Raw genomic sequence first — 14,518 nt, forward strand, 5'->3', positions numbered from 1 at the left:
GATCAAATGATCAACTTATTTAATGACGATCCCCAGGGGGCCGGGGATGTTACTGGAAGCCGCAAAATTACACCCACACGAGATGTTCGAATTATGTCACTGCACCCCTAGATGCCCGGCTCGTTATGCTCACTTCGCGTAACACGATTGTCGGACGAGAGGGTTGCGGGTGACCGGTCACACTTGGCTATGGACGCCGCCGCGTTCTACTCCCACCAGCGTTGGTGTGGGCCAACTCCTACGCGCGTACCGGCAGGCCCACGGCCTCACGCAGCAGCAGCTCGCCGACCGTCTGGGCTTCGACCAGTCCTACGTATCCAAGGTGGAGAGCGGCCGGCGGGCTATCCACGACATCTCGACGCTCCGTCACATCGCCCGCAATCTGGCGCTGTCCCCCGAGGACGTCGGCCTGGCTCCGAGATCGATGACGGACCGTTGCCGGGAGACTGCGCCGCGCAGTCCGGCGGCCGAGCAGGCCGCCGCGAGCCAACGCGTGTGGCGGCTCACCCGCGATCATCTCAACCACCATCGGATCAGCCTCGCCCGCGCGGCGGTGCGGCTCTACCCGGAAACCGACCGGCTCGGCAGCGGGCTACTGGCCCGGCCCGGCTGGGTGTGGGACACCCCGGTGGACATCGACGATGTCACCCTTGAGTGGCACGATAGCGCCGAGGCCCCCACGATCAGGGGGGACGAACCCGAGACGGCCGGTAGCCGGCCCCTGCTTGGTGGAGGCGGTCAGCAGAACCGCTACCAGCGCTACACGCGGGCGATGCGGGATCTCGACCGGCCGACTCTGTTCGAGAACCGGCTCAGCTTCCGCCTGCTCGATATCGGCGGTGACGGGACCGCGGGACCGTCGACGGACAACCATCCGTCGCTGAGCTTCGCCCACACGACGTACTTCGACGCCGTTGACATCTGCGAGACCGTCGCACAAGAGACGGCGGCCGCGATGGCCGGCAGCGGACTGTCCTGGCCCGCGCTGCCCTTCCGGGCGCGCATCGGAGATCCGTTCGACTTCACCCGGCGGGCGGCCCTGCCGTCCATCAACACGCTCACGATCCGCCACGATCGCGGCGGTCAGGCGAGCTTCTTCCTGCACCGGCGCAGCGCGGGCTCGGTCGTGACCGCGGGCGGGGTGTACCACGTCATCCCGGCCGGGGTCTTCCAGCCGTCGGGCATCACCCCGTTCCACCATGAGGCCGACTTCGACCTGTGGCGCAACATCATGCGTGAGCTGAGCGAGGAGCTGCTGGGCAACCCGGAGCACGACGGCAGCTCGTCCAGCCCGATCGACTATGACACCGACGAGCCGTTCCGTTCGTTCGAGCAGGCGCGTCGGTCCGGCGCCATGCGGGTGTCGTACTTCGGGATCGGGCTGGACGCGCTCACCCTGTTCGGCGAGATCCTCACCGTCGTCGTGGTGGACGCCGACGCCTTCGACCGGCTGTTCGGCAGCATGGTCCAGACCAATGCCGAGGGATCGGTCGTCACCGCGGGTCCGAACCGGTCGGTGACCGAGGGCATCCCGTTCACCCACTCGGCACTGCGCCGTCTCGTCGACACCGAGCCCATCGCCCCGTCGGCCGCCGCCTGCCTGGAACTCGCCTGGCGCCACCGGGAGATCCTCCTCGGGATGCGCGTGCGGGCCGCATCCTGATCCCGGACATGCTCGCCACCGCCGGGCACCAAGTTACGGCGATGGTCCGCGAGCCGATGACCACGCCGCGGTTCGCCCCCGATATCGAGGTGGTGGCCGCGGACCTGCTCGATCCCCGCCAGCTGGCCGCGGCGGGGGTCAGCCGAGGATTCGAGGGAGTATGCCATCTCGCGGCCCTGACCCGGGTGCGGGAGTCGCGGCTGGGTCCCGTGCGCTACTTCCAGACGAACCTGACCGGCACCATCAACCTGCTGGCTGCCCTGGAGGAGGGCGCTGAGCACACCGGAGTCGCACCCGCGTTCGTCTTCGGATCCACCTGCGCGGTCTACGGCAACGTCGACCTCGCGCGGATCCCGGAGACCTGCCCACCCGACCCGGTGAACCCCTACGGAACCTCCAAGTTCGCCGCCGAGCGGCTGCTGTCCCACCAGGCCGGCACCGGGCTGCTCGGCGCGGTGATTCTACGTTCCTTCAACGTCGCGGGTGCCGTCGCGGGACACATCAACCGCGACGGCAGCCGGATCATCCCGGCGGCGATCGCCGTGGCGAGCGGGTGCCGGGATGTGTTCCGGGTCAATGGGGACGGCCTCGCGCTGCGGGAGTACGTCCACGTCGTGGACATGGCAACGGCCTACCTGACGGCGCTGGTCGCCGCGCGCCCCGGGCACTGCGCGGTGTTCAACGTGGGCAGCGGCGTCGGGGTGAGTGTCACTGACGTGCTCGCCGCGGTCGGCCGAGTCGCTGGGCGCCCGGTCCGCCGCGTCCACTGTCCGCCGGTCTCCGAACCGAAGACGCTGATCGGTGACAGCACCCGGATCCGCGCCGATCTCGGCTGGAGTTCTCCGGCGTCGAGCATCGACCGCATCGTCGCCGACGTGTGGCGCTGGGGCCGGGGGCCGACACCGGCCGGGGCCGCCGCCCTGCCGCCACGCCAGCGGATCGCTCCGAGCATCACCTGAGACCCCGCGGGGCCCACACCGGCCCCGCGGTGGCCCGCGGTGCGGCAGGCTCCGGCGGGCATCCCTCCCGGCTCTTTCTCCTGGCCCGAGGGCCATCCGCCAGCCAACATAAAGTAGCAGGCTGGTTGCAGGCAGGCATACTTCGTAAGGCCTTCCATCGGCCGGCCTATCCTCGTATACCTAATGCGACCGAGCTTCCCGTGCCGCCGGAGCTCGCCGGGAACAGCCGCAGGCCACCCGACGGAGCACCTGTTCATCTCCGCACACTAATCTGACGTCTGTCGTGACCCGGATCATCTCGGGGGCGGGCTCCACGCGCGGGCGCCGCCCGCACGACCGACGACATGCTCCTTGGGGGGGACGAAAGTGGACGAGCAGACCGCTGGGACCGATAACCCGCGGCCCACATCGCGCCTGGTAGTCGACGTGGTCCGCGCGCTGCGCGGATGGGTGGTGATGGCCGCCGGCGGCGTACTTCTGCTCGGCTGCTACCTGGGCGTCTCCAAGGAGACGGACGTCGCTTTCCAACTACCTTACGTGGTCTCCGGCGGTTTCGGGGGGCTGGCACTCATCCTGGTAGGAAGTGCGCTGCTGGTAGCCGACCGCTTCGACGCCGCTCAGGCCGCCCAGGCCCACACCGCCGGCCAGGTCGACGACCTACACTCACTGATCATCGCGGCAGCGGTCGCGGGTGCCGCACCCGAGGCCGGTCAGCCGGTCACCCGCCCCCAGGGCTCGTACCAGCAGACAGGCTCGTACCAGCAGACAACAGCCACGCACCAGCAGAACTCGCGCTTCGCCGCGACGGACCCCGGGGGCGGCCAGGCACCCGCCACGAACGCCACCACACCCGGCCAGCGCGCCTGACAGAGCCTGCGTTTCCCACGATGCCACGGCGCGGAAGGCGAGCAGTTCCGTGATCACATGTGACCCGGCGGACGGCGGCGACCGGACGGCCGGCGGCGGCAGGTTCCCAAGGAGTGCCCGGTGACCAGCATCGACCTGGGACTGGCGGGGATCTCCCTCGGGGCGATCGCAGCCCTGTCCGGTATCGGCCTGCTGGTCACTTACCGTACCAACGGGGTCCTCAACCTGGCCCAGGGCGGCATCGCCACGCTGGTGGCGTACGTCTTCCGCGAGATGGTGGTCGAGTGGGGGCTGTCGATCTGGCTGGCCGCCGTCATCGCGCTCGCCGTGCTCTCTCCCGGGATCGGCCTGCTGCTGGAGCGGCTGGTCTTCCGGCCGCTGGCCCGTCGCCGCGCATCGGCAGCCGAATCCCTGGTTGCCAGCCTCGGCGTGCTGGTCCTCACCCTCGGGATGACGGCGGGCATCTGGGGTCTGGGCTCGCGTAGCGACGCACCGAGCATCTTCCCGAACTCGTCGGTGCAGCTGTTCGGTGACACCCGGATCGGTGTCGACGCGCTGGCCGAGCTCGCGATGGTCGTGGTATTCTGCGCGGTCATCGGCGTCATCGCCACCCGCACGGTGTTCGGCCGCCAGATCCGTGCGGTTGTCGACGACCGGCAGCTCGCCGAGCTGTCCGGTGTTCGCGCGGACCGGGTCGCCGCGGCCGGCTGGGCGGCGGGGACTACGCTCGCCGGCCTTACCGGCATCCTGCTCGCCCCCCGCTTCCAACTCACCCCGTACGGGCTGACCCTGCTGGTGCTGGAGACCTTCGCGGTGGTGGTGGCGGCCCGGCTGTCGAGCATGCCGGTGGCCGTCCTCACTGCCCTGGGCATTGCCGTCCTGCAGAGCGAACTCAAGCAGTTCACCCTCGACGGTGATGCGGGCCAGATCCTCACCGTCCTGCAGTCGAACCTGTTCATCGTCGCCCTGCTGGTCCTGCTGCTCGCGGTGCCGAAGCTGCGCGAGCTCGGCACCGGCGACTCCGGGACCACCGCCAGCTTCTCCAGCCGCGGCGCACCGCCGGCGGGCCCGGCCAGCCAGACCAAGGCCCGCCGTGACTTTCTGGGCAAGCTCGGCGGTGCCGCGCTGCTGCTCGCACCGCTCACCTTCGCCCCGTCCGATCTGCGTTCGGCGTTCATGGTGCCGGCGCTCGCTCTCATCTTCCTGTCGATGGTCATCGTCACCGGCTACAGCGGCCAGCTCTCCCTGGGCTCGGCCGGATACGCGGGCCTCGGGGCGCTGCTGTCACGCAAGCTCGCCAACGGTGACCTGTTCGGACTGCCGAAGCTGCCGGGCGTCGCGTCGATGTTCATCGGTGCCCTGCTCGTCGCCCCGATCGGTCTGATCACCGGCTACCCGGCGATCCGCCGCCGCGGCCTCACCCTGGCGCTGACCACCTTCGCGGTCGGCGCCGTGGTCAGCCGTTTCGTCTTCGAGCAGCCGACCTTCGCGACCGGCCTCTACCTCGACCCGCTGACGTTCTTCGGCTGGGAGCTGCCCGACGAGGCGTTCTACGTCCTTGAACTGGCCTGCCTGGGCCTCGGCCTGTTCTTCGTGGGTAATCTGCATCGCGGTCGGCTCGGTCGGGCGCTGCTCGCCGTACGTGACCATGCGGAGGGTGCGGCGGCGGTGGGGGTCGACGTCCGCAACCTCAAGCTGCTGGCCTTCACCGTCTCCTCCGTCGTCGCCGGGCTGGGTGGTGCGCTGCTGGTGCACAGCAGCTACTCGTTCTCCGCCGACGACTTCGCACCGTTGCAGAGCTTGCTGTGGTTCACCGCCGTGGTCGTCTTCGGCGCCGACAGCGCGGCCGGCGCGATCATCGCCGCGGCGTTCATCGTCACGATCGACGTGCTGGCGCCGGCCGGGTCCTCGATCCTCGCCATCGGCATCCTCGCCCTCGCCCTCGGCTGGATGCCCGGCGGCTTGGCCTCGGCCGTCCGGGGTCTGTTGCGGCTGCTCGCCCTCCACCTCGCGGACGGCTTCGTCGATCCCAACCATCGGGCACCGCGCCCGGTGCCGGTGCGCATCTCCGCCGTCGGATACCTGCCGGCGACCACTGGCATCACCGGGATCTCCGGGATCGGCGCGCCCCTGGGGGCCGCCCGGCCCAGGCCATCCGCGAGCTGGCCCCCGGGCCGCTCCTCGCCCGTGCTGCCACCGGGCTCGCCGCAGCCGACCCCATTCGGGGCCAGCCTGCTGACCCTGGTGCAGGAGTATGCGGCCCGGTCGGGCGACGCACCGCTGGTGACCCCCGCGCCCCGCGGCGAGGGCGGTGGCCTGCCCGCCGACGTCTACCCCACCTCACCGGGTCACGTGGGCCACGAGCAGGGGGGTTCGGGACCCGCGGCGGCGACCTCCCTGCGGGACGGAGGCCGGGTATGAGTCGGCACGTGCTACAGGCCGTTGGCCTGGTCCGCCGCTACAGCGGTCTGACCGCGGTCGACCACGTCGACCTCGTCGCCCCCCAGGGCGTGATCACCGGTCTTATCGGCCCGAACGGTGCCGGGAAGTCGACGCTGTTCAGCCTGCTGACCGGGGTCGAGCAGCCCGACGAGGGCAAGGTCCTGCTCGACAAGAGCGACATCACGAAAATGCGGCCAGACATCCGGTCCCGGCGTGGTCTGGTGCAGACCTTCCAGGTTCCCTCGCTCTTCCCCACCCTCACGGTCTCGGACAACCTGCTTGTCGGCGCGGAGAACCGGCACCGGGACTATGCCGGCGGCCTGCTGGGCGTGGCGTCCAAGGGCCGAGGCCACGTCAGCCGCCTCGTCGAGGAGACCCTCGGCTCTCTCGGCCTGTCCGACCTGCGGGACACCATCGCCGGCACGCTGCCCACCGGTGCCCTGCGGCTGGTCGAGTTCGCGCGAGCACTGTGCGCCCAACCGGACATCCTGCTGCTCGACGAGCCCGCCAGCGGCCTGGACAACGACGAGACTGCCAGGTTCTCGCAGCTGCTGCGCCAGACCGCCGACGACGGGGTCGGCATCCTGATCGTCGACCACGACGTCGACCTGGTCTTCTCCGTCGCCGACCAGGTGTACGCCATGGTCGGCGGTTGGGTCGTCGCGTCCGGCGATCCCGGGCACGTCCGCGACGACCCAACCGTGCGGTCGGTGTACCTGGCCCAGGCTGCCCATCGCCACGATGAAACGGTCCTGAAGCAGCCGCAGGAGGCACCGTGACCACGGCGACAGCCGAACTCGAACTGACCGGGGCGCGGGCCGGCTACGGGACCGTGGAGGTCCTGCACTGTCTGGACCTCGCCATCCCCGCCGGCAAGGTCACCGCCCTGCTCGGGGTCAACGGCGCGGGCAAGAGCACCACCCTGCGGATGCTGGCCGGGCTGATCCCACTGCGTTCGGGCAGTCTGACCTGGCGCGGCGAGGACATCACCAAGATGTCCACCGTCGACCGGGCCCGCCGGGGACTGATGCTCGTGCCGGACGAACGGGCCGTCTTCGCCACCCTGTCGGTCCGGGACAATCTGCAGATCATCGCGGAAGCCAGCGGGCACCCCGACATCACCCCCGCGCTGGAGTCGTTCCCCCGGCTGCGGGAGCGGCTGACGCAGCGGGCCGGATCGATGTCCGGCGGTGAGCGGCGAATGCTGGCGCTCGCCCGCGCCCTGCTGGCCCGCCCCTCGGTCCTGATGGTCGACGAGCTGTCGCTCGGACTATCCCCGAAGGTCGCCGCGGACCTGTTCGGCTGGCTTGCGACGGTCGCCGCGTCGGGCACCACCGTCGTGCTCGCCGACCAGTACACCGAGCAGGCCCTGGCGATGGCGGACCTGGTCTACGTCCTGCACCGGGGCGAGCGGTCCTTCGCGGGCGCACCGGGGGAATTCCGGGCGTAGGGCCGCGAAAGGCCCCGCTGAAAGGCCCCGGTCGAGGTTCCCTCCGTGGCGCCGTGGAGGGTGCCCCGACCGGGGCCCGAGATCACTCGGGCGGTCCCGTGAGAGATCAGCCGGCCTGGTAGGGCAGATCCGGGACAGTGAAGCAGTTGGTGTTCATGTCCTTGACCTGGGTCACCCAGCCGCCCTGGTTTCCGTTCGCCGAGTCCTGCCAACGGGCGACGTTGAGGCAGTTCTGCTCCTGCGACGGCGGTTCAGGCAACTTCTTGAAGTTCCGGCCAGTCGGGATGAGCAGGCCGTGACCGTCGTAGTCCTTGCCGCTGTTCATGTACGCCTCGACGCAGGCGCGGGTGACGTCGGCGCCGCAGGACCGGATCGCGTCGGTTAGCCACTGGGCCGAGGCGTAACCCTCGAGCATCCACAGGTTCGTCTTGGCTACCCGATCGGGCGCGGCCGCCTGCAGATCCTTCTGGAACGTGGCGACCGCGGGAATCTGGGTGTCCGCATAGTTGGCGGTGCCGCCAGTAGAGTAGATCGTGTTCCGGCAATTCGGGGAGGCATTATAGACCTGGCGGACGTTGTTGGCCCAGCCCTGCGGCGGGGTCACCTTCGCCGTGATCGGCATTTTCTGGGACTCAATGGCGTTGCACAGCTGAGCATTACCGCCGTCGTCCATCGCGTCGAAGACGATCTGGACGCCGCGCCGCTTGAGGTCGAGGACCGTCGCATCCCAACTCGGGGCGCCGAGATTGATCTGCTCCTCGATGACCGTGTAGCTCTCCTTGCGCAGGCCGTCCGCGATCGACTTGGCGTACCGCTCCGACGGGGCGACGTTGTAGTACACAACCCCGGCGACGTTGGTCTTCAGGTTCTGCTTGAACCAGCGGTAGGTCTCGGTCCCCGCGTAGAGCGTGCCGTTGTAGCCGGGACGGCTGCCGGTGCGCGGATAATAGCTGCCGTAGATCGAGTACAGGTGCGGATACTGATCGTGGGCTGCGGACACGGGCTGGCCGCCGATATCCGGCACACCCTTGGAGTTGATGTACTGCGCACCCGTGTAGTCGAACGCCGTCACCCCGGCGAGCGCGAAGACCTTCTCGTCGTCGACGAGCTTGTGCGCGCAGTTCGTGTTTCCGTCACCGGTGCCCTTGTCGTCACACTCGACGAGGTTCACGGTGCGCCCGTTGACTCCGCCCGCGGCGTTGAGCGCCTTGAAATAGGCCCGCGCCCCGTACAGTGAGGCGGAGAACGTGTCCGGCCCGAAACCGCTGCTCAGGCCGGCGATTGTACCGATCTTGATCTCGGTCGGCGTGACACCGATATCCGAGGCTGTGTTGTTCGACGCCCCGGCCGGTTTGTTGCCGGCCGAGGTCGTTCCGTTGTTACTGGCCCGGCTGCCGCAGGCGACGAGCGCCAGCGACGACAGCACAATGGCGGCGATGAGCGATCTCGCTCGCATGGACATGCTCTCCCCTGGTAGATCGGTGACGCTCGAAACGTTATTGCCGATCAACATCGTCGACGCGTCAACCTGACGACAGCCGGTCCCATTGCCGACTATGTACCGTTAGTTACATCAATGGGCGTTACGGACAAACATTCGGCGCCACCAGCTCCGACGCACCGGTGCGGTGCTCACGCGATCGGCCGGCGCCTTCCCCGAAGTCGGGGTGCTCCCCTCGGCCCTGTCTTCCCCGCCTTCCCGGCGTGCGGTACCCCTGCTCGCCGGCTCGTGGGTCTCCCTGCTCGCGGCCGTCCCCGCGGGCAGGGGCGCGCCGGCTACCGGCCGGCTGCCACCCGCGACGCCGTCGGCGCGCTCCGTGGGAGCCCGCCGCTCCCCGGAAAGCTCGGTTACCGTACCGCCTGGCGACGGCGAGGCATGCGATGCACCACCTGCCGCATCGAGCGAGGCCGGGACGATCGTGCTGCCCAACACGGACATCGCCTCGTCCAGAGCGGCCAAGGCCTGGCCGATCGCTGTGACCGGATCCTCGGCGCGCTCCGGGGCCGGCACGGCCGACGCCGCACCCGCCTCGACCGCCGCCTCGACCGCCGCCGCACCCGCCTCGGCGACCGGGTCGGGCTCGACGACCTCGACCACCAGCTCGGCGGCTGGCTCCACGAGCAGGTCCACCGGCTCGCCATCGACCGCCTGCTCATCGGTGCCTGTGGCCGTGACCGCCTCGGCGGCGGCAACGGCAGGCTCAGACCCCACAGGAGCACGTTCAACCGACGCGGAGACGTCGGGAACAGGCTGGGCCGACGAGGACTCGGCCGACGCGGACGCATCGGGAACAGGCTCGGCCACGGCGGGAGAAGTGACCCCCTCGGCGAGCGCCGAGGGGGCGACGCCGGCGGATTCCGCGGCAGGAGCGGATTCCGGTTCCTCGGGCGGCGAGGTCGCCGCGAGCGCCAGACGGTTGAGAATCAGGCCGTCGGGACCCTGACCTCGGTCCAGCCGCCCCGCCTGCGCGAGCTTCCGGCAGACCTGGTTCACCGTGCCCCGGCTCGCCCCGATCGCCGCCGCCAACCTGCCGTCGTCCAAACCCGCGGGAACCTTGGCAAGCTGGTCGAGTATCCGGTCAGCAACAGTAGCCACAAAGCGGGACGGTATACGCCATCTCCTATTCGCCGACAAGCGGGGTCACCCCACGCGGTAATCGTTTCCGTCCCGCTGCCGATGGCACTCGCAATGCCACTCTCGGCGGGCACCCGGTCCGCGGCGGCACACACCCCGCCCGGTCGCCCGATCCACGTCGTTCACGCCGCGACCGGCAGCGCCTCACCCAGGCGCAGCGGGAGCTGTCCCGCACGCGGCAGGGGTCGGTGAACCGGGAGAAGGCCCGGGCGAAGGTGGCGCGGATCCGCGACCGGATCCGCGACCGGATCCGGGATCATCTGCACACGCTGTCCGCGAGGATCATCCGCGAGAACCAAACGGTGGTCGAAGCATGGGGCCACGGCGAGCAAGGGCCACGCGGCGGGCTTAGCCCGGCCGTCGCCGGGAAGGTCATGCGGCGAGGCGTGCCGGGAGCGGCCTGGGACGCACCGATATCAACAGTGGCCGGACTCGCTTTGCCGGGCGGAATGTTGCGGGATGTCCCAAGCAGGCCGCGCCGCGCCCGTGGGCCGGTCGGGGAGGCAGCTATGACGCAGTCAGCCTCGGGTCCCGAGCAGTTCGACCCGGGTTCCATCGCAGCCGACTCCGAACGGTCGTGGTACCGCGAGGATGCTCCCCTGGAACCCGCGGAGATGCTTGACAGCGACGATCTCGGCTCGACGGATGCCGGCCGAGATCCATTGGACGACAGTTGGGATGCACCCGACAGACCGAGTGCCGGCGTCCGCTATCCGAGCACACCACGTGAGGAGCGTGCGGGGTCGTCTTTCGATCGGCAACTCGCCGCGGAAACGCCGGACGCCGACCCCTACCTGGAAGCCGAGCGGCGGGAGTCCGGGGCTGTTCTCGACGCCGACGCATACGGCGAGGGGACGACGACCCTCGCGGAGGATTACGACGCGAACTTCGCCGTTCCCAGCATCGTCACGCCGGACGTGGGTGCGCGCACGGCTGAGGAGGGCGCCCTGCACCTGGAATGAGGGCGCTCTGCGTGCTCGCGAGAATACGAAGTACTCGTGAGAATACGAAACGCCGATGGTTCGGTCGACGGTCCAACCGGCTCCCGGTTGGACCGTCGGTTGCGACAGACGGTTGCCACGGAGGGCCGGCTCAGGCCGGGGCCGACCCGGGCAGGTCCGGAACGCCACCGGCGGCTTCCCGCCTGCGGTAGGCAAGTCCCGCGAAGACCTCCATGGCGACGCGATGGGCGCTGTTGACCGTCGTTTCCGCGTGGTCGTACGGCGGGGAGACTTCGACGATGTCGGCAGCCACGAGCGGCGTGTCGAGCGCGATCTGACGGACCGCCCGCAGCAGGTCGGCCGGGGTCATCCCCCCGGGTTCCGGGGTGCCGGTGCCCGGCGCGAACCCCGGGTCCAGGACGTCGATGTCGACCGACAGGTACAGTGCCCGGCACCCGTCCGTGGCCTGCGCGATCGCGTCCACGACGACGTCACGGCTGCCCCGCTGCCAGATCTCGTGCATGAGATGCCAGGTCATCTCCTGCTCGCGCATCCAGGCGAACACGTCCGGCGGCGGCCAGTAGCCGCGTATCCCCACCTGGACGAAGTTGCGTCCACGCACGGCACCGGACTCGATGAGCCGTCGCATCGGAGTGCCGTGCGAGGCGAGGTTGCCGTCGATGACGTCCGCGGTGTCGGCATGCGCGTCGAAGTGCAGCAGACCGAGTTCACCCCAGCCCACGGCGTCGGCCACGCCGGTTGCGGCCGGCCAGGTGATCGAGTGGTCACCACCGATGACGAGCGGGATCGTGCCGAGCCCGGCGATCTGCGCGACCTTGGCCCGGATGTTGCGATGAGACGCCTCGGTGAGCCCGTGCGGACAGTGCGCGTCGCCGGCGTCGACGGCGTCGAGCCAGTCGAAGATCTCGATACCGAGGTCGAGATGGTAGGTGCCGGGGTTGTAGGCATTGGCCCGCATCGCCCGGGGGCCGAACCGGGCGCCGGGACGGTGGGTCGTCGAGATGTCGAACGGAGCACCGACGACGGCGACGTCGGGTCGGCGGGCTGCCAGCGCCTCCGTCCCGGGCAGCCAGGGCAGTCCGCAGAAGGTCGCGAGCCCCGCGTAGCCGGGGGCGTCCGGGCCCGGCTCACGATCGCCGTTTCGTGCCGTCATCTGTCCCTCCGATCGGGCCCTATCCACTGTCTCACGGTCCGCCACCCCCGGTCCGCTGTCCCACGGTCCGCCGTCCGCGCCCCGGTTACGCTTCTCCGGTGGAGGTCGCGGCACCGCACCCAGACCACCCGGCACACACGGCGTCGGAACCGACCGGCCCGGGCCGGGTCTGGTCACCGCGGGCCCGGTTGGCGGGTTTTGCCGTGCTCGGTGTAGCCGCCGTCGGCGTCTGCGGCCGGGTGTACCTCGTCGACCCCGCCCAGCCGGGCCACTACCCCACGTGCCCGTTCCGGTGGGCCACGTCCCTGGACTGCCCGGGTTGCGGCGCCCTCCGCGGCCTGCACCAGCTCCTGCACGGACACCTCGCGGCCGCGGCCGACTACAATGTCTTCTTCGTCATCGCCGCCCCGATGCTGGTGCTCGGCTGGATCGTGGCGGTGGCGCGGGCGGCCGGCTGGCGCCGCCCGTTGCCCCAGGTACCGGCCCGCCTGCTTCCCGCCGTTCCGATACTGATCGTCGCCTTCTGGGTGCTGCGGAACCTGCCGTTGCCCGGCTGCCGCTGGCTCGCCTCTTGAACCCGGCGGCTCAACGGCGGCCCAGCAGGTAGCAGGCGATGGCGGCGGTCGCCGCGACGTTCAGCGAGTCGACCCCGTGCGCCATCGGAATCCGGACCCGGGCTGTCGCCGCCGACTGCGCCGCCGCCGACAGCCCGGCGCCCTCCGTGCCCAGCAGCAACGCGACCCGGGCCGCCTCTGTCACCGGTGCAGGTGCAGGCGCAGGCGCGGCGCAGGCGGTGAGTCCGGCCGCGAAGGAATCAAGATCCTCGGCGTCCGCCGCCGGAGTCAGCGCCAGCAGCGTGAACCCGGCATCCTGCAGCAGACCGAGGGCCTCCGGCTAGGGTTCGAGCCGGGCATAGGGGACGGCGAACACCTCCTCCATCGAAACCCGCACAGAACGCCGGTAGAGCGGATCGGCGCAGCGCGGGCTCAGGAGCACCGTGTCCATCCCGAGTCCCGCGGCCGAACGGAAGATCGCCCCCAGGTTGGTGTGGCTCACGATGTCCTCACACACCAGTACCCGCCGGGCGTCGACCAGGAGGTCGGCCGCGGCGCGGGGCGGCCGGCGGCCCATCGCCGCAAGCGCCCCGCGATGCACCTCGAAGCCGATGATCGCCGCGAGCACGTCGGGTCCCGCGACGTACACCGGAACGTCGGCGCCGAGGTCCGCGGGCACAGCCGTCAGGCGCGCGGGCGAGACCAGGACCGAACGCGGCCGGTAGCCGGCCCGCAGCGCCCGGATGATCACCTGTTCGCCCTCGGCGATGAACAGTCCGTCGGCCGGCTCCCGCCGACGGCGCAGCGCGACGTCGGTCAACGAGATGTAGTCGTCGACCCGGGGATCACCCGAATCGTCGATCATGATGACTGGTGGGGCGGTCACGACCTTGACATCCTCCCCGGCCTGAAGGCCGGGGATTCCCACACCTCGCGGTGCGGGTTCCTGCTTCACCAACGGATGCCTCCTCGCGTCAGGAGCGAGGCGGTCTCACTCCGTCTCCACAGGCGGACACCGCGAGCCCCGCGGCCAGAATGTTGATTGCCGCGTTCACGTCCCGGTCGTGGACGGCGCCACAGCCACGGCAGGCCCATGTCCGGACGTCGAGCGGCATCGTGTTTGCGATCGACCCGCACACCGAGCACGTCTTGAACGACGGATAGAACCTGTCGATCGCGATGACGGTCCGGCCGTACCAGCCGGCCTTGTACTCCAGCATCCGCCGCAGCTCCGACCACGAAGCGTCGGAGATTGCCCGTGCAAGCGAATGATTGCGGACCATGTTGCGGACCGCCAGGTCCTCGATGACCACCGTTTGGTTCTCGCGGATGATCCTCGTGGACAGCTTGTGGAGATGATCCCGGCGCCGGTCGCGGATCCGGCCGTGGATCCGCGCCACCCGCAGCCGGGCCTTCGCCCGGTTCGCCGACCCCTTCTGTTTGCGGGACAGCTCCCGCTGCGCGCGGGCCAGCCGGGCACGGTCCCGCTTCTCGTGCCGCGGGTTGGTGACCTTCTGCCCGGTCGACAGAGTGAGCAGCGAGGTGATACCCGCGTCGACACCGACCTGACCCGCACGCGGGGACAGGATGGCGATGGTCTCCTCGACCAGGATTGAGATGTAGTATTGGCCGCGTGAGTTCCGTGACACCGTCACCTGCGACGGCTCCGCCCCCTCGGGCAGCGGGCGCGACCAGATGATGTCCAACGGCCGGTCCTGCTTCGCTAGCTTGATCTGCCCGTCCCGGAACGTGAAGCAGTTCCGGGAGTAGGCCGCTGAATCGGCGGTCTTGCCCTTCTTCTTGAACGAGGGGTAGCCGGCGCGCTTCTCCCAG

General features: G+C 69.9%; 12 protein-coding genes and 2 pseudogenes. 9 read left to right on the forward strand and 5 right to left on the reverse strand.

The features are described 5' to 3' along the window. Nucleotides 1–169 precede the first annotated feature (169 nt). The 6 genes from AC08OT_RS07885 to AC08OT_RS07910 all read left to right on the forward strand — a co-directional run bounded on the left by AC08OT_RS07885 (nt 170) and on the right by AC08OT_RS07910 (nt 7,381). The gene (locus AC08OT_RS07885; RefSeq protein ID WP_476592211.1) at nt 170–1,663 is read left to right on the forward strand and encodes a helix-turn-helix domain-containing protein; all 1,494 of its coding nucleotides are present in this window, start codon (nt 170–172) and stop codon (nt 1,661–1,663) included. Between the two features lie 8 nt (nt 1,664–1,671). After that, entirely contained in the window at nt 1,672–2,622 is a 951-nt protein-coding gene (locus AC08OT_RS07890) for an NAD-dependent epimerase/dehydratase family protein (protein ID WP_476592212.1), read from the forward strand. A gap of 366 nt (nt 2,623–2,988) precedes the next feature. Continuing rightward, nucleotides 2,989–3,489, forward strand: a complete 501-nt coding sequence (locus AC08OT_RS07895) for a transporter (RefSeq protein WP_476592213.1) — start codon at nt 2,989–2,991, stop codon at nt 3,487–3,489. A gap of 120 nt (nt 3,490–3,609) precedes the next feature. Next, on the forward strand, nt 3,610–5,910 hold the full coding sequence (locus AC08OT_RS07900; protein WP_476592214.1) for an ABC transporter permease: 2,301 nt from the start codon (nt 3,610–3,612) through the stop codon (nt 5,908–5,910). Beyond that, the gene (locus tag AC08OT_RS07905; protein WP_476592215.1) at nt 5,907–6,710 is read left to right on the forward strand and encodes an ABC transporter ATP-binding protein; all 804 of its coding nucleotides are present in this window, start codon (nt 5,907–5,909) and stop codon (nt 6,708–6,710) included. Before AC08OT_RS07900 ends, AC08OT_RS07905 begins: the two co-directional genes overlap by 4 nt. Beyond that, nucleotides 6,707–7,381, forward strand: coding sequence for an ABC transporter ATP-binding protein (locus AC08OT_RS07910; protein WP_476592216.1), 675 nt, complete (start codon nt 6,707–6,709; stop codon nt 7,379–7,381). The genes AC08OT_RS07905 and AC08OT_RS07910 overlap by 4 nt, the downstream gene beginning before the upstream one ends. Before the next feature lie 106 nt (nt 7,382–7,487). Here the strand turns inward: AC08OT_RS07910 and AC08OT_RS07915 are convergent, their stop codons facing one another. Next, on the reverse strand, nt 7,488–8,837 hold the full coding sequence (locus AC08OT_RS07915) for an ABC transporter substrate-binding protein (protein WP_476592217.1): 1,350 nt from the start codon (nt 8,835–8,837) through the stop codon (nt 7,488–7,490). 117 nt (nt 8,838–8,954) lie between these two features. After that, nucleotides 8,955–9,977 (reverse strand): MarR family transcriptional regulator, encoded by a 1,023-nt coding sequence (locus AC08OT_RS07920; protein WP_476592218.1) that lies wholly within the window; start codon nt 9,975–9,977, stop codon nt 8,955–8,957. Between the two features lie 20 nt (nt 9,978–9,997). Between AC08OT_RS07920 and AC08OT_RS07925 the strand changes: the two are divergent. Both AC08OT_RS07925 and AC08OT_RS07930 read left to right on the forward strand, forming a co-directional pair. Continuing rightward, nucleotides 9,998–10,309: pseudogene (locus AC08OT_RS07925) on the forward strand (transposase); the annotation flags it as partial. A 216-nt stretch (nt 10,310–10,525) separates the two neighbouring features. After that, nucleotides 10,526–10,978: a hypothetical protein gene (locus AC08OT_RS07930; protein ID WP_462189237.1), complete on the forward strand. Its 453-nt coding sequence runs from the start codon at nt 10,526–10,528 to the stop codon at nt 10,976–10,978. A 130-nt stretch (nt 10,979–11,108) separates the two neighbouring features. Here the strand turns inward: AC08OT_RS07930 and speB are convergent, their stop codons facing one another. Further along, nucleotides 11,109–12,131 carry an agmatinase gene (gene speB, locus AC08OT_RS07935; RefSeq protein ID WP_476592219.1) on the reverse strand — a complete coding sequence of 341 codons (1,023 nt, stop codon included), beginning with the start codon at nt 12,129–12,131 and terminating at the stop codon, nt 11,109–11,111. 98 nt (nt 12,132–12,229) lie between these two features. Here speB and AC08OT_RS07940 point away from each other — a divergent pair, with 98 nt between their 5' ends. Continuing rightward, nucleotides 12,230–12,706 (forward strand): DUF2752 domain-containing protein, encoded by a 477-nt coding sequence (locus tag AC08OT_RS07940; protein ID WP_476592220.1) that lies wholly within the window; start codon nt 12,230–12,232, stop codon nt 12,704–12,706. Nucleotides 12,707–12,716: 10 nt separating this feature from the next. Here AC08OT_RS07940 and AC08OT_RS07945 read toward each other — a convergent pair. Beyond that, nucleotides 12,717–13,550: pseudogene (locus AC08OT_RS07945) on the reverse strand (TrmH family RNA methyltransferase). A gap of 109 nt (nt 13,551–13,659) precedes the next feature. Next, nucleotides 13,660–14,518 (reverse strand): RNA-guided endonuclease InsQ/TnpB family protein (locus AC08OT_RS07950; RefSeq protein WP_476592221.1); only part of this gene is annotated, 859 nt, incomplete at its 5' end.

This window comes from Frankia sp. CgJB1 (genome assembly GCF_977947065.1).

What these genes read in the sequence shown, in the direction of transcription:
- AC08OT_RS07890 (WP_476592212.1), top strand. Translation starts at nt 1,672, where the DNA reads ATGCTCGCCACCGCCGGGCACCAAGTTACGGCGATGGTCCGCGAGCCG.
- AC08OT_RS07905 (WP_476592215.1), top strand. Translation starts at nt 5,907, where the DNA reads ATGAGTCGGCACGTGCTACAGGCCGTTGGCCTGGTCCGCCGCTACAGC.
- speB (WP_476592219.1), bottom strand. Translation starts at nt 12,131, where the DNA reads ATGACGGCACGAAACGGCGATCGTGAGCCGGGCCCGGACGCCCCCGGC.
- AC08OT_RS07915 (WP_476592217.1), bottom strand. Translation starts at nt 8,837, where the DNA reads ATGCGAGCGAGATCGCTCATCGCCGCCATTGTGCTGTCGTCGCTGGCG.
- AC08OT_RS07930 (WP_462189237.1), top strand. Translation starts at nt 10,526, where the DNA reads ATGACGCAGTCAGCCTCGGGTCCCGAGCAGTTCGACCCGGGTTCCATC.